Origin of the sequence: Mycobacterium pseudoshottsii JCM 15466 (assembly GCF_003584745.1) — a bacterium.
Lineage (GTDB): Bacteria > Actinomycetota > Actinomycetes > Mycobacteriales > Mycobacteriaceae > Mycobacterium > Mycobacterium marinum.
In genome coordinates, this window is record NZ_AP018410.1 from 1,715,607 (window position 1) to 1,739,246 (window position 23,640).

A 23,640-nucleotide genomic window follows, 5' to 3' on the forward strand; every position below is an offset into this window, starting at 1 on the left:
CGAAATTCCGGCGGGCGGCGGCGCTGCCCACATTGTCGACAGGCAGGTGCGTTGAGGGTCTTCACCGCGTTGTACGGGTTAGCCGACGCCGCCGAGCGGGCGCGGGAGCTGCGGGACGCCGGTGCGAGTGGGGTAGCCACCTTTGAGGGCCCACACGACGTATTCGCTCCACTGACCCTCGCCGCCACGGTAGGCGGCCTGGATCTGATGACCAACGTGGCGATCGCTTTTCCACGCAATCCGATACACCTGGCCCATCAGGCCTATGGCCACCAGCTGCTCAGCGGCGGCCGATTCATCCTGGGCCTTGGCACCCAGGTGCGCGCCCAGATCGAGGATCGGTTCGGCGCCGCGTTCGACCACCCGGTGGCCCGGATGACCGAGCTGATCGCTGCCTTGCGGGCAATCTTTGCTGCCTGGAATTGCGGTGACCGGTTGAACTTTCGCGGACAGTTCTACCGGCACACGCTGATGACACCGACTTTCAACCCCGGCCCAATTCCCTTCGGCCCGTCCCCGATATACGTCGGTGCGCTCGGGCCCAGGCTGACCCGGGCCGTCGCCCAGCATGCCGACGGTCTGCTGGTAATGCCGTTTGGCTCCAAGCGTTTTCTGCATGCCAACACGATGCCGGCGGTACACGAGGGGCTGCGTGCCGGCGGGCGTCAGGCCGGCGAATTCACGATAATTCCGGAGATCATTGTGTCGGCCGGCGACACCGAGGCCGACCGGGAACAAGCCGCCGCGGGCACCCGACGGCTGCTGGCCTTCTACGGGTCTACCCCCGCCTACCGGCCGGTGCTGGCGGCGCACGGCTGGGAAGGCTTGCAGCCCGAACTCAATGCCCTGTCCAAGCAGGGGCGCTGGCAGGAAATGGGCGCGCTGATCGACGACACCATGATGCACACCTTGGCGGCCTGCGGCACACCCGCCGACGTTGCGGCGCACATCCGCGATCGGGTGGATGGGATCTCTGACACCGTGTGCCTGTATCAGGCCGCACCCATTGGGCTTCGCACGCTCGCTGCGATCATCGACGAGCTGCGCTGAACCAATTGGGTTGTCTGTCAAGCGCTTCGGGGCCCTGATGGATTCGGGGCGGGTGCATCGGCTAGGGCAGGCCGTCGCTTCCGTCTTGGCCGAGCAGCAGCCCACCGGAGCCGCCGGCACCGCGAGTGCCGGTGCCGGCGCCCACACCGCCGTTGCCGCCGTTGCCGCCGGTGCCGATCAGCACGGCGTTACCGCCCATGCCACCGGCCCCGCCGCTATCGCCGACACCCAACGATTCTGCGCCGGAACCGCCGGCCCCGCCGGTACCCAGAGTATTCCGCCGGTGCCGCCGGTGCCGCCGGTGCCGCCGGTGCCGCCGGTGCCGCCGGCCCCGCCGGAGCCGCCGGTTCCGGCGATACCGAGCCCGCCGGCCCCGCCGGCTCCACCGCAACCGAGCAAGCCGGCATTGCCGCCGGCCCCGCCGGAACCGCCGCCGTTGGCGACACCGAATCCGCCGAAGCCACCGGCCCCGGCGCTGGAGAACAACAACCCGGCATTGCCGCCGGCCCCACCGGCACCGCCGGTGTTGCTGCCGAACCCGCCGTCGCCGCCGATCCGGCCGCTGCCGAACAGCAACCCGGCGCTGCCGCCGGCCCCACCGACAGCGCCGTCGGCGACGGCGCCCGCTCCGCCCGTTCCGCCGGAACCACCCGGGCCGCTGAGCAGCCCGGAATTGCCGCCGGCCCCGCCGGCGCCACCAGCACCGGTAAGGCCGTAACCACCGGCCCCACCGTCACCGCCGCCGGCTCCGACCAGCCCACCCAGCAGCCCGCCGGCTCCGCCAACACCACCGGCCGCGCCGTTCAACGCGCCGAAGCCGCCAGTCCCGCCGATCCCTCCGCCGCCCCACAGCCCGCCGGCGCCGCCGGCCCCGCCGACGCCGCCATCCGCGGTCGATGAGTATCCGCCGGCCCCGCCGGCCCCGCCGGCCCCACCGGCGCCGCCGTTGAAGCCGAACAAGCCGGGCCCGCCGGCCCCGCCGGCCCCGGCGTTACCCGACAACCATCCGCCGGCTCCGCCGACTCCGCCGGCACCTCCGTCGCCGAACGCCGAGCTCCCGCCGGCTCCGCCGGCGCCTCCCGAGCCCAAGAGTCCCGCCGCCCCGCCAACCCCGCCGACCCCGCCGGTCGGGTTGGCGACGGTGCCCGGTGTCCCCGAGCCGCCGATCCCGCCGTCACCGAGCAACCAGCCGCCATCGCCACCGTTGGCTCCGGTCCCCGGGGCCCCGTTGGCGCCGTTGCCGATCAGCGGGCGTCCCGTGGCCGCCAGCAACGGCGCGTTGATGAGGGTCAACAGCTGCTGCAGCGGGCCGGTGTTGGCCGCTTCCGCGGCGGAATAGCCGCTGGCGCTGGCGCTCAGGGCCGCCACGAACTGGTCGGAAAAGACCCCCACCTGGGTACTGAGTTGCTGGTAGGCCAGGCCATGGCCGGAAAACTGCGCCGCGATCGCCGCCGACACCTCGTCTTGGGCCGCGGCCACGACCGTTGTTATCTGGGTAGCGGCGGCCGCATTGGCCGCATTGAGGGTCGTATTCAGGCCTGCCAGATCGTTTGCTGCGGCCTGCACCATGCCGGGCACCACGTCAACAAGCGTCATGTCACACCTCCGCTGGGTCGTTACACCCGGGCTGCGGCTCGGATCTCCATCGATACGCTCGGCAAACTGGAGCCTACTGCGGATGCGGTGTGAAATACCAGGTTCTTGGCGCTCTGATCGCGTACGCCGGGCGTCGAGCAACGCGCGGTGCGGTCAGGGCGCAACCGTGAGCCAGTCGGAGAATCCCGACGGGTCGTGGCGTCCCAGCGCCCCGTGCTCGTAGAGGCCCCAGCCTTCCACCGGATCCGTGTCGCCGTCACGGCATACCGCGCGGCCCACGTGGTCGATGACGCCGAAGCCGGACCGCGCGATGATCGCCGGATCGGTCATGCCGTAGGTCAGCCGCTCGACGAACTTCTCGCCCTTCCACATGCCGTGCAGCCAGTCCGAATCGCCGCCGTAGCCACCGCCGACATGAATCGGAACCGCCAGCTTGGATTCCACATCGAAGTGCACCGGCGTGCCATCGGGTCTGGTGGCGTCGATGGTTGCCCCGGTCGGGATGCGGGTGCCCGAGCGGTAGTGAATCTTGACCCGCGGCCAGCCCAGCTGTTCGACGCGGCCATCACGCCAGATCCGGGTGCAGTCATTGAGCGAGCGGAATCCGCTGGGCTCCTCTTGAATGATCAGCACGATCGCGAAGTCGTCGAACGCCATGGGGACATACAGCCACCGCATGCCCTCAAACGGCGGGTCCGCGGGTCGCCCAGCCGGCTCGGGCTCGCCGACCGGCCGGATGCCCCACGATCGGTCCCGACTACCGATCCAGGTCGCCGGGTCGACGTCGATCTGCTGCCCGTCGACCTGGATTTGGCCGCTCCAGGTGCCGAGCTGGGCGAAGCGCTGCGCATCCAGGGTCACCCGGTTGCCGGACCGCAGCAGATGCGGCTGCTCCGCAACGACGTCGAACAACCCCTCCCAGGTGAGATCGGCTGACACGCCTTCGGTTTCGTTCAGCACCAGGCGCAGCTTGCGCAGCGGCTCTATCACGTCGATCCGGTAGCCGTTGACATGCTGGTGCAGCCGGTCCTGATCGATCGCGTCCGAAAGGTGCACCGCGGTTTGGGTATCCCCGCGCCTGATCAGCAGGAACGCGTCCTTGACGCCGAGGTTGGGGTAGTAGCCGATACCGCTGATCACAAAGATGTTTCCGGTGCGGTCATGGGCGTTGAAGTAGGAGCGGTCGTAGAAATTGCGGTCGGAGGAGCCGGGCCAGGCGATCGGTTGGCGAAGTTGATGTACCGGGTACTCGTCGAGGGGGCCAAGTGGTTGCGGCATCAGCGCTCATCTCCGATCAGACGTTTCATCAATCCAGCGTGGTAGAAAAGTGATTCGACATCGTCGGGCTTTTCCACCTCACCGAAATGCACCCGACGCGCCCCGGTGCGCATGAAGACGCAGGCCCACATGACTCCGGAATAGACGTAAAACCAGTGCAGGTCACCAAGTTGGGTACCGGTGAGTCGCTGGTAGGTGCGGCGTACGTCGTCCTCGCGCATCACCGTGGGCAGCCCGGGCAACGTCGCCAATCCGGCAAGTTCTTCAAAAACCATGTGCGCAAATATCATCCACACGACATCGAGTTCGCGGGGTCCCAACGTGACCATCTCCCAGTCCAGTACCGCCACGGGCCGAAAGTCGCGGTACAAGACGTTGCCCACCCGGGCGTCGCCCCAAAGCAGCACGGGTTCGCGTGCGGCCACCTCGCTGGGCCAGTGCTCTTGCAGCCACTGGAAGGTCCGCTCTATCAGCGCGGAGTTGCCGATGCCAGGTACCGCGAAGTCGTACCACGAGCGCACCCAGTCGAAATGCCTGCGCAGCGCGGTGTCACCGGACGGCCCGTCGGACAGGAAGCCAAATGTGTCTTGCGGCTTCGGTATTGAATGCAGCATGGCCAACAGTCCGACGGTGGCGTCCTGTAGCTCACGCTGCCGCTCGGCCGGCGCATCGGCGAACCAGTTGTTGCCGAACGTGTAGGGCATCACGTCGGGCGGTACCACGCCCTCGACGTAGTCCATCAGAAAAAACGGCGTCCCCAGCACTTCTCCGGTGGGTTCCATCCAGCGCACTCGGGGCACCGGGACGTCGCTGAGTTCACCCACCAGCTTGATGACTTCGAATTGGTGGTCGAGTCGGTAGCTGGGGAACACGGGCACATCTCCGGCGGCCGGCGCCACCCGGGCCACCAGCTTCTGCTGCACCGGCCGGTGATTCTCGTGCCAACGTGCGGTCAGGATGATCGTTTCCGAAGACATCCCCGTCGAGTCGACACCGCTTTCCACGGTCACCTCGGGTGCCGCGTTGCCGGGCAGCACGCCCGCCAGCCACCGTGCCATCACTGCCGGCAAAGTCGTCATGTCGCGGCTGGAGCGCTGTAGGTGGGCTACATCTTCGACCGGCGTTTCGTTGGCCACAGCTGCTTCCTTCAAGAGGCAATTACGATACGGTAGGTAGCGTTATGAAAGCAGACCCCTCTTCCCTTGACAAGGCCCCCGGCGCCGGGCGGCCGCGGGATCCCCGCATCGACTTTGCCATTTTGAGCGCGACCATGGAACTGCTTGTGCAAATCGGCTATTCCAACCTCAGCCTGGCTGCTGTCGCGGAGCGGGCGGGCACCACCAAGTCTGCGTTGTACCGGCGGTGGTCGAGCAAGGCCGAGCTGGTCCATGAGGCCGCGTTTCCGGTGACGCCCAGCGCGCTGTCGGCTCCGGCCGGCGACTTCGCCGGAGATATCAGGATGATGGTCGCGGCGACGCGCGATGTCTTCACCACCCCGGTGGTTCGAGCCGCATTGCCGGGGCTGGTCGCCGACATGACCGCGGACGCCGACCTCAACGCCCGGGTGCTGTCGCGTTTCACCGAGTTGTTCGCCACGGTGCGTATCCGGCTGCAGGAGGCCGTCGACCGTGGCGAGGCGCATCCCGACGTGGATCCGAACCGGATGATCGAATTGATCGGGGGAGCCACGATGCTGCGGGTACTGCTGTATCCGGACCAGATGCTCGACGAGGCATGGGTGGATCAGACCACCGCGATACTCGTGCATGGTGTGACCCGGTGACGGGTGCGCTCGCCGGGCGGGCGGCCATCGTCACCGGCGCCAGCCGTGGGCTGGGGCGCGCCATTGCGCTTGCCTTGGCCGCCGAAGGGGCCGCCGTTGTCGTGGCCGGGCGTACCGAGCAGGTGTGGGACAGCCGCTTGCCCGGAACCATCGGTGACACCGTCGCCCAGATCGAGGCGGCAGGGGGACGTGCGGTGGAGGTGCGCGCCGATCTGACCGACCGCGACGACGTCGCGGCGCTGGTGACGGCGGCCCGGGACAGCCTGGGCCCCATCACAATTCTGGTGAACAACGCCGCGTTCACCGCCCCCGGACGGCCACCGGTGCCCGGTGCGGCACCGCGCGCCAAATCCAGCAGAGCCGCGGTCGGCAAGCCGGGCTGGCCCGGATTCGTCAGCGTCCCGTTGGCGGCGTACCGCCGGCACTTCGAGACTTCGGTTTTTGCCGCATACGAGTTGATGCAACTGAGCTGCCCCGACATGATCGCGGCGGGGGCCGGCTCGATCATCAACATCACTTCGGTGGCATCCCGGCTACCCGGCGACGGGCCCTATTCTGACCGCAGCGGCGGCGTCCTGCCCGGATACGGCGGCTCCAAAGCCGCGCTCGAACACCTGACCCAATGTGCGGCTTTCGATCTCGCCGACCACCACATAGCGGTGAACGCGCTGGCGCCTTCGAAGCCGATTCCGACCCCGGGGCTGTCCTATTACGCACGCGAATTCGATGACACCGCTTCGGCGGAGGAATTCGCGCGGGCGGCCGTGGTGCTGGCGTCGGTGGACGCCGACCTGGTTACCGGGCGCACCATCGGCCATCACGAAGTCCTCGACGGTAGCTTTCGGGCGTTCGGGCGCGACTAGCGCCCAGGGCGCCGAGGCGGCCAGCGATAGTGTGCGTGTTCCTGGCGGCGCGGACTCCTGACGTGCAACTATGAACAAATACCATGCCGCAGATGGCGGCAGGCAGGTGTGTGCCGATGCCCGGAATTGACAAGCCGACGGGACGCGTTGTTGCGCTGATCGTGTTGCTGATTCTGGTTGCCGCTGCCCTGCGCGGCTATCTCCCGGACGACGATGGCACCTCTCACACCGAACCGGCTACCAGCCGTCCGGCGCTGGTATTCGTCATAGCGGTCTTGAGCGGCAGTGTCGCTTTGATGGCATTCGCCATCATTGCGCGGCTGCGGGATCCGCGCGCAGTGGCGCCCAGTGCGGGGGACCTCGCCCAAATGCTTGGCGGCGGACACCGACGAACCAGTTGGCGGGTGTTGCTGATCGGACTCGCGGTGATTGCCGCCTATCTGCTGCTCACGCTGCTGCTGTCGCGCCTGTTTACCCCGGACGAAGTCGCGCCGTCGGCGCCCGCTTCCGATCCCGGCGTGCCGGCGCCGACCGGCGACGGTGCGCCCAGGCCGCAACAACCACAACAGCCTTCCGACGACAACATCAATACCCTCGAAATTCTGCTCGCAGCAACAGCGCCGTTGCTCCTGACCATCCTGGCTGCGGTGGCGGTTCTGTGGCGGCGCCGATGGCGTGCCGAGACCTCCAATACCCACACCGACGTTGCCGGCGAATCCCCGGAGCCGCCGCAACGTTCGCAACTGCTGGTGCGGGCGGCCAAAGTCGGACTGGCCGAGATGGCCGACCTCGAGCGCGATCCACGCGAGGCGATCATCGCCTGCTATGCGGCCATGGAACGCGAACTGGCCAATGTCCCCGCGGCCGCGCCGCGCGACTTCGACACCCCAACCGAGGTGTTGGCGCGCGCAGTGCAACATCATGCGCTGCAGGCCGATAACGCCGTACAGCTGGTGAACCTGTTCGCTGAAGCGCGGTTCAGCACGCATGTCATGAACGAGGGCCACCGCGAGTTGGCGGTGCGCGTTCTGCGGCTAGTGCTCGACGAACTCGCGGCGCCCGTGGGTGCCTCGACCGGCCGAGGCGATGAAATGTGAAAAGGCTTATTGTGCTGGGCGTTTTGCTCATTGTCGCGGTGGAGCTGCTGACGCTGGCCGTGCGTGACCACCGACTGGTCCTGGCGGCCTCGGGGGTGGCCGTCGCCCTGGTGCTGCTCAACATTCGTCGAGTGGTGGGGCACGCAATGGCGCCGCCGGCGGAGACGGACCCCGATGACGTGGGCGACGGACTGCGTCGCTGGCTGTCGGGTACCGAGACCACGATCCGTAGGTCGGAATCCACCCGGGCGGACTGGGACCGGCATCTGCGTCCGATGCTCGCGCGACGATACGAAATCGCGACCGGGCAGCGGCAAGCCAAAGATCCGGCGGCATTTCACGCCACCGGGCGCATGCTGTTCGGGGAGGACCTGTGGGAGTGGGTCAATCCGAACAATGTCGCGCGCACCGGGGATCGCCAGGCCGGTCCCGGTCGTGCGACCCTCGAAGCGATACTGCAGCGGTTGGAGCAGGTGTGACAGGCCCTTGGCATCGGGAGTTGAAGCGGGAGCGGATGTGAGCCGAACATGACCATGCCGGCCGCGCTGACGACCGCTGCCTGCGAGGCGGTGATCGATGAGATCGAACGCGTCGTGGTCGGCAAACGCGCGGCACTGACCCTGATACTCACCGCGGTACTGGCTCGGGGCCACGTTCTCATCGAAGACCTCCCCGGCCTGGGTAAGACGTTGATCGCGCGCTCGTTTGCCGCCGCGTTGGGGCTGGAGTTCAAACGGGTGCAGTTCACTCCCGATCTGCTGCCGGCAGACCTGCTCGGCTCCACCATCTACGACATGCAATCGGGTCGCTTCGAGTTTCGGGCGGGGCCGATCTTCACCAACCTGCTGATGGCCGACGAGATCAATCGCACGCCGCCCAAGACCCAGGCGGCGCTGCTGGAGGCGATGGCCGAAGGACAGGTCAGTATCGACGGCCAAACGCACAAGTTGCCCATGCCGTTCATCGTGTTGGCCACGGACAACCCGATCGAGTACGAGGGCACCTATCCACTGCCGGAGGCGCAGCTGGACCGGTTCGCCATCCGGCTCGAACTGCGCTACCTCTCCGAACAGGATGAGACGGCGATGCTGCGGCGCCGGCTCGAACGCGGGTCAGCCGAGGCGACGGTGAACCAGGTGGTGGACCTGCACGACCTGTTGGCCATGCGGGAATCGGTCGAGCAGGTGACCGTTCACGACGATGTCTTGCAGTACGTGGTGTCGTTGGCCACCGCGACCCGCAACCATCCGCAGGTCGCCGTCGGTGCCAGCCCTCGGGCCGAACTCGACCTGGTCCAGCTCTCCCGCGCCCGGGCGCTGCTACTCGGGCGCGACTACGTGATCCCCGAAGACGTCAAAGCGCTGGCTACCGCGTCAATCGCGCACCGGATCACCTTGCGTCCGGAAACGTGGGTGCGCAAGATCCAGGGAGCCGATGTCATCGCAGAACTGTTGCGGCGCTTGCCCGTTCCGCGCACCAATGCGGGAAGCCGATGAGCGACGGCGCGATGTGATCCAAACTCGTGATGTCGAGTTGCGCTGGCGTGCTTCGCCACTGACGCTGGCCGTCGCCACGTGCGCCGGAGTGGCCCTGGCCGCCGCCCTCATTGCCGGCCGGTGGCAACTGATCGCGTTCGCGGCGCCACTGCTCGGCGTGCTGTGCTCGATCTACTGGCAGCGGCCGGTCCCGACCGTTCATGTGCACGCCGAGCCCGATCTGCAGCGTTGCTTTGAAGACGAGCGGGTGGGCGTGAAGGTTTGGGCAACAGTGGATTCGGCGGCCGGGGAGGGAAGCGAGGCGGTCCTGGTCACCGTCCGGGCGCCGGCCGGCATGCAGCTCGACATCGACGCGTCGAGTTCACGCCAGGCAAAAAGCGTTGAGGTGGTGACACAGCGGTGGGGCCGCTATCCCATCGAGGCGCGCGTCGATGTCGTCGCGCGCGGCGGGCTGTTGATAGGCGATGGGACGGTCGAGGCCGCCCAGGTGGTCGTCTTTCCGCTCACACCGCCGCAGCCGACGGCCATTCCGCAGACCGAGCTGCTCGACCGGTTGGGTGCCCACCTCACCCGGTACATCGGCCCAGGCGTCGAATACGCCGACATTCGCCCCTATGTTCCGGGGGGACCAGCTGCGGGCGGTGAACTGGGCGGTCAGCGCGCGGCGCGGACGTTTGCATGTGACGCAGCGGTTGACCGACCGAGCCGCCGACGTCATCGTGCTGATCGACACTTACCGGCAGCCGCCGGGCCCGGCCAGCGAAGCCACCGAGCGAGTAGCGCGCGGGGCGGCTCAGGTGGTTCAGACCGCCCTGCGCAATGGTGATCGGGCCGGGATCATCGCGCTGGGCGGCAATCGCCCGCGGTGGATGGGAGCCGACATCGGCCAACGTCAGTTCTATCGGGTGCTCGACACCGTGCTCGGTAGCGGCGACCGGTTCGAGAAGACGACCGGGACACTCGCTCCGCGTGCCGCCGTTCCGACCGGGGCCATTGTCATCGCGTTCTCCACGTTGCTGGACACCGAATTCGCGCTGGCGCTGATCGACTTGCGTAAGCGGGGCCATGTCGTGGTTGCCGTGGACGTACTCGACGGCGCTCCTTTCGAGGGGGAGCAGGACCCGCTCGTGGTCCGGATGTGGGCGCTGCAGCGTGCCGGGATGTATCGGGACATGGCAACGGTGGGCGTCGACGTACTCGACTGGCCGGGAAACCGTGCACTCGAGCAGTCGATGGGGGCGTTGCCCGATCGCCGCCGTCGGATCCGCGGACGGCTGCGGGGGAGCGTCTGACATGGGATCGGTGGCCGGAACCGGCAGTCGAGTCCTGTCCCCGGTATTCGGGCTGCTCATGGTGGGCGCCGCCGGTGCCGGAGCTCAGGGGCCGGTAATCGTCGCTCTGGCCGGAGCCGTCATTGCCTTGGTAGCGGGAATCTTGGTGCGTACGGCGGCAACGGTTGCGGTATTGCTGACGGTGCTGGCGCTGGTGTTGTCGGCGCCGCCGCAATTGCTTGCCGCACTGTGTGGCCTTTGCGCCGTGGCCTACCTGGTGAGCCGGCACGCGGCCGGGGCTCCCGCCGGCGTCGCGATGGCTACCTGGCCGACTATCGTTGCCGCCCTTGGATTTGCGTTCGCAGGCCTGGCGGCCACCGCATTTCCGCTGCAGGTGCCGTGGTTGCCATTGGCGGCGCCGTTGGCGGTGCTGGCAATCTATGTATTGGCCACCCGTCCGTTTCTGCACTGAACGTTTTTGCGGCGCCGGCGAGGATTGCGGGCCGGCGCGGACTGGCGTATTTCCGGCACGTAAAAGAAATTTCGCGAAACCCCGGATATCGGACTCCGATTTTCCTAGAGTCCTGTTCTACAGGCCGGGTCCAGGGGCCGACCGTCTGAGCAGGGCCAGATGTGGACGTGTCCGGGTGCGGGGCCGCGGTCTGTAGCGACTTCGAGAAAGGGATGGGCTGATGAGCTTTGCAGTGTTGCCTCCGGAGATCAATTCATTGCGAATCTTCGCTGGCGCGGGGTCCGCGCCGATGTTGGAGGCAGCGGTGGCCTGGGATGGGCTGTCGGCAGAGTTGGGGATGGCGGCGGAGTCGTTTGCATCGGTGACCTCAGGATTGACGGGTCAGGCGTGGCAGGGCGCGGCGGCCAAGGCGATGGCGGCGGTCGCGGCGCCCTACTCCAGTTGGTTGAGTGCGGCGGCCCGGGCGGCGGGGGCGGCCGGGCAGGCCAAGATGGTGGCGTCTGCGTTTGAGGCGGCACGGTCGGCGATGGTGCATCCGCTGGCGGTGGCGGCCAATCGCAACGTGTTTGTGCAGTTGGTGATGTCGAATCTGTTCGGTCAGAACGCGCCGGCGATCGCGGCGACCGAAGGCACGTATGAGGAGATGTGGGCCGCGGACGTGGCCGCGATGGTCGGGTATCACGGTGGCGCCTCGGCTGCCGCGTCGGGGCTGCCGTCGTGGCAGCAGGCGTTGTCGGGGTTGCCCGGCATAGGTCAAGCGGCGGCGGCGCCCGCGGCAGCGTTGTTCAACTTGCCTACCGTCAACACTGGCCTGGGCAACTCGGGCCAGTGGAATCTCGGCGGCGGAAACAACGGCTCGTTCAACCTGGGCAGCGGAAACTTCGGAAATCTGAACCTGGGCGGCGGCAACATCGGCAACCTCAACCTCGGTGGTGGGAACTTTGGTTTCGCCAACCTGGGCAATGGCAACATCGGCAATACCAACTTCGGTAGCGGCAACAACGGCAACCTCAACTTCGGCGGCGGAAACTTGGGGAACGGAAACTTCGGTCTCGGCAACTTCGGGAGCGGAAACTTCGGCAACGCCAACGGCATGGACCCCGTGTCGTTCAGCACCGGGAACAACATCGGTGACGCAAACCTCGGTGCCTTCAACCTCGGCAGCGCCAACATCGGTTTGTCCAACATCGGGTTGGCGAATATCGGAAATAACAACTTCGGATTCGGCAACGTGGGTAACAACAACATCGGTTTCGGTCTCAGCGGAGATAACCAGGTCGGCATCGGTTCCAGGGCTCCGGCGTTGTTGATTAGCAGGCTTGTGAGCTGGGGAATTGTGGATTGAGGAGGTCTAGGCGGCGGTTGGCGGTCAAAGCGGTGATCCGGCAGGCTTCGGCGATGTTGTCGGCGCCGTTGAGGCGGTGCAGATTGATCGCGGTGTTGCGTAGCGTTGCTAGGACCTGTGCGCCGTTTCCGGTATGTGCCCTTTGACGGTCTTCGTCGAAGGTGACGTCGCGTATCCAGTGCAGGCTGTTCTCGATTCCCCAGTGTTGACGCATCCAGGTCATGATCGCGGTAGGGCGGGCGTGCTCGAACGGCAGGCTGCAGATGGCATAGACCACCTCCACGCTGCGCTGGTCGGTGGCGGTGATCAAGCGTTCACGAGTGATCCGGATGATTTGTTTTGCGTAGGGGAAGCCGATTCCTCGTGCAGCGGTGATGATTTGCAGGGTGCGGGTCTCGACACGGCCGTGGCCGCGGGAGTCGTCGGTAGCGGCTGTGGGCACCTCGGCCCAGGGCAGCGCGGTGATACGCGCAAGTATTTTGGCTTGGTTGGACTTGACGATCATCAGGTAGTGCGACTTCAAGGTGGCGCAGATCAACTTCGCGGTGACGACCTGGGTATGCATCGCATCCACGGTGACCAGCCACCGCAAGCTACCCGGCAGCAGCGTGAGCAGGGCACGTGCGCAGGGAATTTCATTGCTTTTCTCGGCGACAGCGAGTTGACCGAGCACCAATCGGGCACGGTGGGCGAACACCGACACGAGATGCGTGGCTGTCGCTTTGGCGCGTAAAGCACCACGCAGCATCTTGCCGTCCAACGCGATCGGCACCAATCCACTGGGGTTGCTGCTGGCCACGTGTGCAGTGAAGTAACTGCCCATCCTGGCGTTGAGGTCGGCGGGGTCTAGCCGAGACAAAACAGCGCGGAAGGTCTTCTCACTGGGCCGCCGGAACCGGACCCCTAATTGGGCCAACACATCATCGGGAGCGGTGGCCGCCCATGTGGCAAAACCAGCATAGCCGCGCATCCCCGCGGCAGTGGCCAGAACCCAGGGCTCCGGCGTTGTTGATTAGCAGGCTTGTGAGCTGGGGGATTGTGGATTGAGGAGGTCTAGGCGGCGGTTGGCGGTCAAAGCGGTGATCCGGCAGGCTTCGGCGATGTTGTCGGCGCCGTTGAGGCGGTGCAGATTGATCGCGGTGTTGCGTAGCGCTGCTAGGACCTGTGCGCCGTTTCCGGTATGTGCCCTTTGACGGTCTTCGTCGAAGGTGACGTCGCGTATCCAGTGCAGGCTGTTCTCGATTCCCCAGTGTTGACGCATCCAGGTCATGATCGCGGTAGGGCGGGCGTGCTCGAACGGCAGGCTGCAGATGGCATAGACCACCTCCACGCTGCGCTGGTCGGTGGCGGTGATCAAGCGTTCACGAGTGATCCGGATGATTTGTTTTGCGTAGGGGAAGCCGATTCCTCGTGCAGCGGTGATGATTTGCGGGGTGCGGGTCTCGACACGGCCGTGGCCGCGGGAGTCGTCGGTAGCGGCTGTGGGCACCTCGGCCCAGGGCAGCGCGGTGATACGCGCAAGTATTTTGGCTTGGTTGGACTTGACGATCATCAGGTAGTGCGACTTCAAGGTGGCGCAGATCAACTTCGCGGTGACGACCTGGGTATGCATCGCATCCACGGTGACCAGCCACCGCAAGCTACCCGGCAGCAGCGTGAGCAGGGCACGTACGCAGGGAATTTCATTGCTTTTCTCGGCGACAGCGAGTTGACCGAGCACCAATCGGGCACGGTGGGCGAACACCGACACGAGATGCGTGGCTGTCGCTTTGGCGCGTAAAGCACCACGCAGCATCTTGCCGTCCAACGCGATCGGCACCAATCCACTGGGGTCGCTGCTGGCCACGTGTGCAGTGAAGTAACTGCCCATCCTGGCGTTGAGGTCGGCGGGGTCTAGCCGAGACAAAACAGCGCGGAAGGTCTTCTCACTGGGCCGCCGGAACCGGACCCCTAATTGGGCCAACACATCATCGGGAGCGGTGGCCGCCCATGTGGCAAAGCCAGCATAGCCGCGCATCCCCGCGGCAGTGGCCAGAACCGCGATCGCCAACAAAGCCATCAGCGAATACCTCCGACCGCGTGGGTCCCTCGGGTCTGGCACCGAGGCCAACACATCGAGAAACTCCGATCCGATGAGCTCGCTGCGCTCACCAGGACTCCAGCGGTCGAACACCTCTGGAACCGACGACACACGCAATACTGAAACGGTAGGCACGGGCAACTCCAGACCAACGACGAACAGTAACCAACTCGATCGTTCTCCAGATAGCCCGTGCCTACACTCCGGCCCCAATAGCGCGGCACCAAAGATCATCAACCCAGCTCACAAGCCTGCTAATCAACAACGCCGGAGCCCTGGGCCAGAACCGCGATCGCCAACAAAGCCATCAGCGAATACCTCCGACCGCGTGGGTCCCTCGGGTCTGGCACCGAGGCCAACACATCGAGAAACTCCGATCCGATGAGCTCGCTGCGCTCACCAGGACTCCAGCGGTCGAACACCTCTGGAACCGACGACACAGGCAATACTGAAACGGTAGGCACGGGCAACTCCAGACCAACGACGAACAGTAACCAACTCGATCGTTCTCCAGATAGCCCGTGCCTACACTCCGGCCCCAATAGCGCGGCACCAAAGATCATCAACCCAGCTCACAAGCCTGCTAATCAACAACGCCGGAGCCCTGGCATCGGTTCGTTGAACGCGGGCACCGGGAATTTCGGTTTCGGCAACTCCGGTGACAACAACATCGGATTCTTCAACTCCGGCAGCGGCAACGTCGGGGTGTTCAACTCCGGGGACGGCAACACCGGTTTTGGCAACTCCGGCGGCGTGAACTCCGGCTTCTGGAATTCAGGCGGGCTCAACACCGGTTTCGGTAACGCGGGCGCCAACAACCTCGGTTTCAACAACGCGGGCTCCAGCAATGTGGGTGATAGCAATGCCGGTGGTTCCAACATGGGCTCCGGTAACGCCGGCTACAGCAACACCGGTTTCTTCAATTCCGGGGGCTCAGCCACGTTCATCGGTGGGAACACGGGATTCTTCAACTCGGGTGACCTCAACACTGGCGGCGGCAACGCCGGCAGCGTCAACACCGGCTTCCTCAACTCGGGTGATTTCAACACCACCGTGGGCAGCGCCGACACCCCAGCCGGTGCCACCCAGTCAGGCTTCGGGAACACCGGCGACAACGTGTCCGGCTTCAATAACACCAACGATGCGATGTTCGGCGGCGGCGTATCCGGCTTCCAGAACATGAACACGGGCTTCTTCAGCGTCGGTTCGGGCTTCGGGAACACGGGTGAGTATCAGGTCGGCTTCAACAATGCCGGGACCGGATTCAACACCGGAGTCGGGAATACCGGCTCGTTCAACACGGGCTTCAATGTGACGGGTTCGGGTAGTTCGGGCTTCGGGCACTCCGGCGACGGCAGCTCCGGCCTTGCCAACTCGGGTGATAGCTCATCAGGAGCGTTCAACGAAACCGACAACACGGCGGGCTTCTTCGGGCAGTCCTAGGGGCTCCCGTATCGGAAGATCCGTCCGGCGGCTCCGCGCCAGCCATTGGTCACGCCTGGTGGCGCCCAGCAATCTGCGCTGCCTAGTCGGTTGCTCATGAGGCGCGTGGCCGTGCACACGGTCGAAGCGGGCGCTGTTCACGTTGCCCACCGTCAACGCCGGCTCGGGCAAACACTGGCGAATGGAACCTCGGCGGCGAAAACATTGGCCCTTGAATTTTATTGGTTAACTGAACACCGGCGGCAGAAATATGGGTTTCGGTAATCCGGGTAACAGCAATATTGCATTTTCCACTCCGGAGATCCAAATGTGGGCTTCTTCAAACCGGGAGATGGCGACCCGGCTTAAGCAACGGTGGCGCGGAGAATGCGGGCTATGAGAATTCCGGCGATAACAACGCGGGTTCTAGAAGCGTGGGCAACCGCAATGCCGGGGATTTCCACTCAGCTAGCGTGGGTCTCGGGAAGCCCGCACTGGTGAAGCTGCAGTGCCCATGAGTGCCCATGCCCATGCCCATGCCCATGTCGCTTGGTGCCGCGGTGAGGGTGGCGGGGCGGTTTGGTAGGAGCCGGTGCATCGACGGCCGCCGCCACAACGTCGGGCCGGCCATGCGGGGCGGGATATTTCGGGGGCCGTGCCAATGCGCGCGATAAATTGAAATAGCATTCTGGAATTGTGTGCACGATCGGCAGCCGAATTCGAGCAATTTCTCGTGCAATTGCCCAGAAACCGACGGAATTTGACAGAATCGCTGGCAAAGCGGCAAGTTTTGCCTACAGTCTATTGCTACTGGTCGAGCGGAGCGCATGGCCACGTGTCATGGCGAACCGCCGCGGACAGACGCTTGGTGTGGTTCACGGAAGGACTGAGTGATGAGCTTCTTGCTGCTGCCGCCGGAGATCAATTCGGTGCGAATGTTTGCCGGTGCTGGGGCTGCGCCGATGCTGGATGCCGCGGTGGCCTGGGGTGGGCTGGCTGAGGAATTGGGGACCGCGGCGCGGTCGTTTGAGTCGGTGACTTCGGGGCTGGCCGGTCAGGTCTGGCAGGGTGCGGCGGCTGCGGCGGCGCCCTATACGGGTTGGTTGAGCGCGGCGGCGGCGCGTGCGGTGGGGGCTTCGGCCCAGGCCAGGGCGGTTGCCGAGGTTTTTGAGGGATCGCGCTCGGCGATGGTGCATCCGGTGGCGGTGGCGGCCAATCGCAATGTGTTTGTGCAGTTGGTGATGTCGAATCTGTTTGGGCAGAATGCGCCGGCGATCGCTGCGACCGAAGGCGCCTATGAGCAGATGTGGGCCGCGGATGTGGCGGCGATGGTGGGCTATCACGGTGGGGCGTCGGCGGAAGCGGCAGCATTGCCGTCCTGGGAGGCGGGGCTACAGCAATGGATCTCGGGCCTACCGGGGGTAGCTCAGCTACAGGCCGCCGCATCGGCAATTCCCGCTTTCAACCTGGGGCTGGGCAATATTGGCGACTTCAACCTGGGCAACGGCAACACCGGGGATAACAACCTGGGCAGCGGCAACATCGGCAACCTCAACCTCGGGAGCGGAAACACCGGCGGCTCCAACGTCGGCAGTGGCAACTACGGCGACGGAAACCTGGGCAGCGGCAACTACGGCAATTCGAATCTGGGTAGCGGAAACGGGGTGCTCTCATCGGTCGGCAGTGACAGTAATGTCGGCAGTGGCAACCTCGGCAGTCACAACTTCGGCAACGGTAATACCGGCAGCAGTAACATCGGCAGCGGAAATATCGGCGACACCAACCGCGGCTTTGCCAACCTTGGCAGCAACAACTTTGGTTTCGCCAATCTCGGAGATGGCAACGTGGGGTTTGCCAACACCGGTAACAACAACATTGGCTTTGGGCTCACCGGCGACAACCAGATGGGCATTGGCGCGTTGAACACCGGACTCGCCAACACGGGTTTTGGCAACTCGGGAAGCAACAACATCGGGTTCTTCAACTCTGGTGACCACAACGTGGGCTTCTTCAACTCGGGCAACGGTAACTACGGCTTCTTGAACTCCGGTGATACCAACACGGGATTCGAAAATTCCGGCAGCGTCAATACGGGCGTTCAGAACGCTGGTGCCGCCAACTTCGGCGCCTGGAACGCGGGAGGCGGCAATTTCGGTTTCGGCAACGGTGGCGGCGGCAACTTCGGCTTCGGAAACTCGGGCCTGTCGAACACCGGCAGCTTCAACGCTGGCGACGTCAACACCGGTGACTTCAACTCGGGCAGCACCAACACCGGATGGGGGAATTCGGGGGACATCAATACCGGTCTGTTCAATTCGGGCAACCTGAACACGTCCATCGCGAGCTCCGCCACCCAGGCTGGCCCGAACTCGGGCTTCGGCAATACCGGTGCCGGACTCTCCGGCTTCAACAACTCCGGTGTCGATACCTCCGGTATCCAAAACGCCCAGTACGAAACCACCAAGACGCTTCCGCCGCGGGCGCCGCCGATCCTCATTCATTTCAACCAGGGGACATCGGGCTTTTTCAACATGGGCCCCGGCACCGCGGGCATCGGTAACTCCGGGGGCGGCCTCAACAGGGGGCTGTTCAACAACGGCTTTCTGAACATCGGTATCGCAAACTCCGGTGACAACGGTTATGTGTACGTGGCGCCGTTCATCACCATTTCGTTCACCTCGGGCGTCTTCAGCTCAGGAGCCTTCACTTCGGGCTTCTTCAACACCATGGACAACCAGTCGGGGTTCTTCCACCTCTAGCCCGCTGGTAGGGGCGATTACCCCCGTGAGTCACCAGCCGGGTCACCCCACAGCTGGTTCAGTGCAGCAAGTGGGCGGCCTGGTTGGCGAGGTCGAGCACCGGTTGCGGCAGGATCCCCAGCAGCACAGTGACCGCCGCACAAACCGCGATCGCCGCCTTGCTCAAGATGCCGGGCGCCACCACTTGCGGTGTGTCGCTGGACTCTTCGGTGAAGAACATCAACACGATCACCCGGACGTAGAAGTAGGCGGCCACTCCGCTGGAGATGACACCGATGACCACCAACGGAGCCGCACCGCCCTCGGCGGCGGCCTTGAACACGGAGAACTTGCTGATGAACCCGCTCGTCAGCGGGATGCCGGCGAAGGCCAGCAGGAACATCGACAGCATCACGCCCACAATCGGGGAGCGCTGACCCAGCCCCGCCCAATGGGACAGGTTGGCGTCCTCGACCCCGTCCGCGTCGCGGACCAAGCCGACGATGGCGAATGCGCCCACCGTGCTGAAGCTGTAGGCAACCAGGTAGAACAGCGTCGCCGACAGACCCGCCGAGTTGTCGGCGATCACGCCGGTCAGGATGAAGCCGACGTGTGCGACCGACGAATAGGCAAGCATCCGTTTGACATTGGTCTGGTTCACCGCGGTGATGGTGCCAACCGCCATGGTCAATATCGAAATCGCCCACAGCACCGGCCGCCACTGATCGTGCAGCGGGGGCAGCGCCACGTAGACCACCCGAAGTAGGGCGCCGAAAGCGGCAACCTTGGTGGCCGCCGCCATGAACCCGGTGATCGGCGTGGGTGCGCCTTGGTACACATCGGGAATCCACGAGTGGAAGGGGACGGCGCCAACCTTGAACAGCAGACCGACCGACAGCAGACCGACGCCCACCAAGGCCATGGACATATCGCTGCGTGCCGCCAGCGAATCCCGGATACCGGTCAGGGTCAGCGAGCCGGTAGCGCCATAGAGCAACGCGACACCATAGAGAAAGAATGCCGAAGAGAACGCGCCCAGCAGGAAGTACTTCAGCGCCGATTCCTGCGACAGCAACCGGCGGTGTCGCGCCAGTCCGCACATCAGATACAGCGGCAGGGAGAGCACTTCGAGCGCGACAAACATGGTCAACAGGTCGTTGGCCGCGGGAAATACCATCATGCCGCCGACGGAAAGCGTGAGCAGCGGGAAGATTTCGGTTTGCGCTGCCCCCGCACGTTGCGCCTCGCGTTCGGCGTCGCTGCCGGGCACGGCCGAAGCCTGCGGCGTGAAGGAGTCGAGTCCGCCGCTGCCCGCGGCGACCGCCGTCTTGGTCTGGGCGGCCACCCGGTGGGCGCTGCGTTCAGCGATGAAGATGACCGCCATCACCGCCACCAGCAACACCGTGCCCTGCAAGAACAGCGTTGGCCGATCCACTGCCATCGACCCGAGCACGGCGCGGCGGCCAGTCACCGGAATCGACCGGGCCACCACGATGACCGCGACGAATGCGGCCACCAACCCGCTCAGGGCCAGTGTCACCTGCGCGCCGTATCGCAGCCGGCGCGGCAGGAACGCCTCGGCCAGCACGCCGACGACGGCGATGCCGAAAACGATGAGCATCGGACACAGCAGGAAGTATTCGATGCTTGGGCTGGGCAAAATCATTCGTGTGGTCCTTCGGCTGTCCGGGGGGCGCTCACGCCCGAAGCCGGGTGTGGCACCTTGGGCGCGGGATCGTGCTGGCCGATGGTGCTCATGGTGTGCTCGACCGCCGGGTTGATGACATCGAGCACGGGTTTGGGATAGACCCCGAGGATCAGCAGCATCGCGATCAGCGGCGCGACCACGATCATTTCGCGTGGCACCAGGTCACCGATGCGCTCGTTGTCCTTGGCCAGCGGTCCGGTCATCACGCGTTGGTACAGCCACAACATGTAGATGGCGGAAAGCACCAGCGCGGTGACGCCAAAGGCTGCGGCCAGCCAGTAGCGGTTGAAAGTGCCAAGCAGGACCAGGAATTCACTGATGAATGGGGCCAGGCCGGGCAAGGACAGGGTGGCCATGGCCGAAACCAGGAAGGTGCCGGCCAGCACCGGAGCCACCTTCTGCACACCGCCGTAGTCGGCGATCGCCCGGCTGCCGTGGCGCGAGATCAGGAAGCCGGCGATCAGGAAGACCGCGGCCGTCGACAGTCCGTGGTTGAGCATGTACAGCGTCGAACCGCTCTGGCCCTGGGTGGTCATCACGAAGATCCCCGCGATGATGAACCCGAAGTGCGAGATCGACGTGTAGGCGATCAGTCGCATGATGTCGGTCTGACCGATCGCCACGACTGCGCCGTAGATCACGCCGATGATGGCCAGCGTCACGATCAACGGGCGGAAATAGGTTGAGGCGTCCGGGAACAGCTGCAGGCAATAGCGCAGCATGCCGAACGTGCCGACCTTGTCCATCACCGCCATCATCAGCACCGCGGTCGCCGGCGTGGACTCCACCGCCGCATCGGGCAACCAGCGGTGGAAGGGCCACAGCGGGGCCTTGATGGCGAACGCAAACATGAATCCGAGGAACAAGGCTTTGAAGACCGCCGGATGTTCGCCGTAATGCCCGCCCTGCACGCCGGCCACGATGTCGCGGAAGTCGAAAGTTCCAGACCCGTTTTGGGCGGTCACCACATAGAGCCCGATGACCGCTGCCAGCATGATCAGCCCGCCGAACAGGTTGTACAGCAGGAACTTCACCGCGGCCCCGGAGCGCGCGCGGCCCTGCCCGAAAACCCCGATGAGGAAGTACATCGGAATGAGCATGGCCTCGAAGAACACGTAGAACAGCAAGACGTCCAGCGCGACCACCGAGATCAGCACCATCGACTCGATGGCCAGCGTCAACGCGACGTAGGCGTGCACACCCCTGGTGCGTTCGCCGCCGTCATTCCAGCCGGCGATCTGCAGCAGCGGGATCAGCACCGTGGTCAGCAGCACCAGCACCACCGCGATGCCATCCACCCCGAGCGTGTAGCTGGCGCCGAACGCCGGGATCCAGGAACGGTTTTCGACGAACTGGTAGTGCTCGCCGCTCGGCTTGAACCCGGTAGCGACGACAACCGACACCGCCAGCGTCACGACGCTGGCGATCAGGCCGGTCCACTTGGCGAGCTGGCGCAGCCCCGGGGGCAGCATGATGATGAGCACCGAAGCGGCCAGCGGGACCAGCCACAGCAGCGTCAGCCACGGTACGTGTGAGTTCACCACAGCTGCACCGCCAAGAGCACCGCGGCCACCAGGACTGCACCGGCCAGCATCGACAACGCGTAGTTGCGGGCGAAGCCGGTTTGCATTCGTCGCAACCGATTCGACGTCATGCTCACCAATCCGGCCAAAGCGTTGACCGAGCCGTCCACACCCGCGTTGTCGACCTCGACCACCGCGTCGGTCAGTTGCGCGCCAGGGCGCATGAACACCTCCTCGTTGAAGGCATCGGCATACATGTCGGCGCGCGCGGCCGTCGTCAGCACCGAAACCCGGACGGGGGCCACCCGGGGGATGGCAGCGGTGCCGTACATCCGGTAGGCGACCGCGATACCGACGGCGACGACACCGAGCGCCACCGTGGTGCTGACCCAGGTCGGGAGCGCATGGGTGGCTTCCTCATGGGCTCCGACGACGGGCTCGAGCCAACGCTGCAGCGTGCCGCCCATCGCCAGCAGACCACCGGAGAAGACGGAGCCGAAGGCCAGCAGGATCATCGGCCAGGTCATCAGGGCCGGAGCCTCGTGCGGGTGGGCTCCCGGCGCCCACCGCTTCTCACCGAAGAAGGTCATCAGCATCACCCGGGTCATGTAGAACGCGGTGACCCCCGCTCCCAGCAGGGCCGCGCCGCCGAGCACATAGCCGCGGGTGTCGCCGGCGCCCAGCGCTGCCTCGATGATCGCGTCCTTGGAGAAGAAGCCCGCGAAGGGTGGCACACCGATGATCGCCAGGTAGCCCAGCCCGAAGGTGACGAAGGTGACGGGCAGGGCGGCGCGCAGCCCCCCGTACCGGCGCATGTCCTGTTCCTCATGCATCGCGTGGATGACCGATCCGGATCCCAGGAACAGTCCGGCCTTGAAGAAACCGTGGGTGAGCAGGTGCATGATCGCGAACGCGTAGCCGGCCGGGCCCAGGCCGGCGGCCAGCACCATGTAGCCGACCTGGCTCATCGTTGAGGCGGCCAGCGCGCGTTTGATGTCGTCCTTGGCGCACCCGATGACCGCCCCCAGCAGCAGCGTGACGGTACCCACCACGACCACGGCCAGCTGTGCGTCCGGCGCCAGGTTGTAGAGCGGGTTGGACCGCACGATCAGGTACACCCCGGCGGTCACCATGGTGGCGGCGTGGATCAGGGCGGATACCGGGGTGGGGCCCTCCATCGCGTCGCCCAACCAGGCCTGCAGCGGCACCTGGGCGGACTTGGCGCACGCCCCCAGCAGCAGCAGCAAACCCATCGCGGTCAGCGCTCCCCGGCTGGCGGCCGGCGCACCGGCAAAGACCCCGGCGTAGGACAGCGTGCCGAAGGTGCTGAACATGACGAACATGCCCAAAGCCAGCCCGGCGTCGCCAACCCGGTTCATCACGAACGCCTTCTTGGCCGCCGTGGCGGCCGACGGCTTGTGGTACCAGAAGCCGATCAGCAGGTAGGACGCCAGGCCCACGCCTTCCCACCCGACGTAGAGCAACACGTAGTTGTCGGCGACCACCAGCAGCAGCATCGAGGCCAAGAACAGGTTGAGGTAGCCGAAGAACCTACGGCGATCGGGGTCTTCGGCCATGTAGGCGACCGAGTAGATGTGGATCAGCGATCCGACTCCGGTGATCAGCAGCACGAAGCAAATGGACAGCTGATCGATTTGCAGTCCGAAGTCCACCTGCAGCTGGCTCACCGGCATCCAGGTGAAGACCGTTTGGTGGATGAGCCGATCGTCGGCGGAGCGCCCCACGAGGTCGGCGAGCATGGTCGCGCCAACGCCGAATGAGGCAAGGGCCGCCGCACAACCCAACCAGTGTCCCCACGCGTCGGTCCGCCTACCGCCGAACAGCAAGATCGCGGCACCCGCCAGCGGCAGCGCCACCAGCAGCCAGGTGTGTTGAGTCCCCAGAAAGTTCGTCACTG

General features: G+C 65.4%; 15 protein-coding genes and 5 pseudogenes. 11 read left to right on the top strand and 9 right to left on the bottom strand.

Annotation, left to right across the window (positions count from 1 at the left end; all coding sequences use genetic code 11):
• Positions 1–51 precede the first annotated feature (51 nt).
• Positions 52–1,050 carry a TIGR03617 family F420-dependent LLM class oxidoreductase gene (locus tag MPSD_RS07745; RefSeq protein ID WP_020788303.1) on the top strand — a complete coding sequence of 333 codons (999 nt, stop codon included), beginning with the start codon at positions 52–54 and terminating at the stop codon, positions 1,048–1,050.
• Positions 1,051–1,111: 61 nt separating this feature from the next.
• Here MPSD_RS07745 and MPSD_RS07750 read toward each other — a convergent pair.
• The 3 genes and pseudogenes from MPSD_RS07750 to MPSD_RS07760 form a co-directional block, all read right to left on the bottom strand.
• Positions 1,112–2,646: pseudogene (locus MPSD_RS07750) on the bottom strand (PE family protein).
• A 153-nt stretch (positions 2,647–2,799) separates the two neighbouring features.
• Positions 2,800–3,924 (bottom strand): Rv3169 family protein, encoded by a 1,125-nt coding sequence (locus MPSD_RS07755; RefSeq protein WP_020788301.1) that lies wholly within the window; start codon positions 3,922–3,924, stop codon positions 2,800–2,802.
• Entirely contained in the window at positions 3,924–5,003 is a 1,080-nt protein-coding gene (locus MPSD_RS07760; protein WP_223161842.1) for a phosphotransferase family protein, read from the bottom strand. Before MPSD_RS07760 ends, MPSD_RS07755 begins: the two co-directional genes overlap by 1 nt.
• Positions 5,004–5,104: 101 nt before the next feature.
• Here MPSD_RS07760 and MPSD_RS07765 point away from each other — a divergent pair, with 101 nt between their 5' ends.
• The 8 genes and pseudogenes from MPSD_RS07765 to MPSD_RS07800 all read left to right on the top strand — a co-directional run.
• Entirely contained in the window at positions 5,105–5,707 is a 603-nt protein-coding gene (locus MPSD_RS07765) for a TetR/AcrR family transcriptional regulator (RefSeq protein WP_012393258.1), read from the top strand.
• Positions 5,704–6,570 carry an SDR family NAD(P)-dependent oxidoreductase gene (locus MPSD_RS07770; RefSeq protein WP_020788298.1) on the top strand — a complete coding sequence of 289 codons (867 nt, stop codon included), beginning with the start codon at positions 5,704–5,706 and terminating at the stop codon, positions 6,568–6,570. Before MPSD_RS07765 ends, MPSD_RS07770 begins: the two co-directional genes overlap by 4 nt.
• A 116-nt stretch (positions 6,571–6,686) precedes the next feature.
• Positions 6,687–7,667, top strand: a complete 981-nt coding sequence (locus MPSD_RS07775; RefSeq protein WP_015354924.1) for a DUF4129 domain-containing protein — start codon at positions 6,687–6,689, stop codon at positions 7,665–7,667.
• Entirely contained in the window at positions 7,664–8,146 is a 483-nt protein-coding gene (locus MPSD_RS07780; protein ID WP_015354925.1) for a hypothetical protein, read from the top strand. The genes MPSD_RS07775 and MPSD_RS07780 overlap by 4 nt, the downstream gene beginning before the upstream one ends.
• A gap of 48 nt (positions 8,147–8,194) precedes the next feature.
• On the top strand, positions 8,195–9,163 hold the full coding sequence (locus MPSD_RS07785; RefSeq protein ID WP_020788296.1) for an AAA family ATPase: 969 nt from the start codon (positions 8,195–8,197) through the stop codon (positions 9,161–9,163).
• Between the two features lie 13 nt (positions 9,164–9,176).
• Positions 9,177–10,455 (top strand): annotated as a pseudogene (locus MPSD_RS07790) (DUF58 domain-containing protein).
• Position 10,456: 1 nt separating this feature from the next.
• Positions 10,457–10,906 carry a hypothetical protein gene (locus MPSD_RS07795; protein WP_020788293.1) on the top strand — a complete coding sequence of 150 codons (450 nt, stop codon included), beginning with the start codon at positions 10,457–10,459 and terminating at the stop codon, positions 10,904–10,906.
• Between the two features lie 220 nt (positions 10,907–11,126).
• Positions 11,127–12,197: pseudogene (locus MPSD_RS07800) on the top strand (PPE family protein); the annotation flags it as partial.
• A 19-nt stretch (positions 12,198–12,216) separates the two neighbouring features.
• Here the strand turns inward: MPSD_RS07800 and MPSD_RS07805 are convergent.
• The 3 genes and pseudogenes from MPSD_RS07805 to MPSD_RS07815 form a co-directional block, all read right to left on the bottom strand.
• Positions 12,217–13,242 (bottom strand): annotated as a pseudogene (locus MPSD_RS07805) (ISAs1-like element IS2404/ISMul1 family transposase); the annotation flags it as partial.
• 21 nt (positions 13,243–13,263) lie between these two features.
• Positions 13,264–14,466, bottom strand: a complete 1,203-nt coding sequence (locus tag MPSD_RS07810) for an ISAs1-like element IS2404/ISMul1 family transposase (protein ID WP_420811884.1) — start codon at positions 14,464–14,466, stop codon at positions 13,264–13,266.
• Between the two features lie 119 nt (positions 14,467–14,585).
• On the bottom strand, positions 14,586–14,894 hold the full coding sequence (locus MPSD_RS07815; RefSeq protein ID WP_119571757.1) for a transposase family protein: 309 nt from the start codon (positions 14,892–14,894) through the stop codon (positions 14,586–14,588).
• 43 nt (positions 14,895–14,937) lie between these two features.
• On the opposite strand from MPSD_RS07815, the pseudogene MPSD_RS07820 reads away from it, so the two are divergent.
• Positions 14,938–15,774: pseudogene (locus MPSD_RS07820) on the top strand (hypothetical protein); the annotation flags it as partial.
• An 872-nt stretch (positions 15,775–16,646) separates the two neighbouring features.
• A complete protein-coding gene (locus MPSD_RS07825) occupies positions 16,647–18,512 on the top strand; it encodes a PPE family protein (protein WP_174524129.1) in 1,866 nt (621 codons plus the stop codon).
• 58 nt (positions 18,513–18,570) lie between these two features.
• Here MPSD_RS07825 and nuoN read toward each other — a convergent pair whose 3' ends face one another.
• The 3 genes from nuoN to nuoL are packed head-to-tail and all read right to left on the bottom strand — an operon-like array spanning position 18,571 to position 23,638.
• Positions 18,571–20,157, bottom strand: coding sequence for an NADH-quinone oxidoreductase subunit NuoN (nuoN, locus tag MPSD_RS07830; RefSeq protein ID WP_020788289.1), 1,587 nt, complete (start codon positions 20,155–20,157; stop codon positions 18,571–18,573).
• Positions 20,154–21,740 (bottom strand): NADH-quinone oxidoreductase subunit M, encoded by a 1,587-nt coding sequence (locus MPSD_RS07835; protein ID WP_036427472.1) that lies wholly within the window; start codon positions 21,738–21,740, stop codon positions 20,154–20,156. The genes nuoN and MPSD_RS07835 overlap by 4 nt, the downstream gene beginning before the upstream one ends.
• A complete protein-coding gene (nuoL, locus tag MPSD_RS07840) occupies positions 21,737–23,638 on the bottom strand; it encodes an NADH-quinone oxidoreductase subunit L (RefSeq protein WP_020788287.1) in 1,902 nt (633 codons plus the stop codon). Before nuoL ends, MPSD_RS07835 begins: the two co-directional genes overlap by 4 nt.
• Positions 23,639–23,640 lie beyond the last annotated feature (2 nt).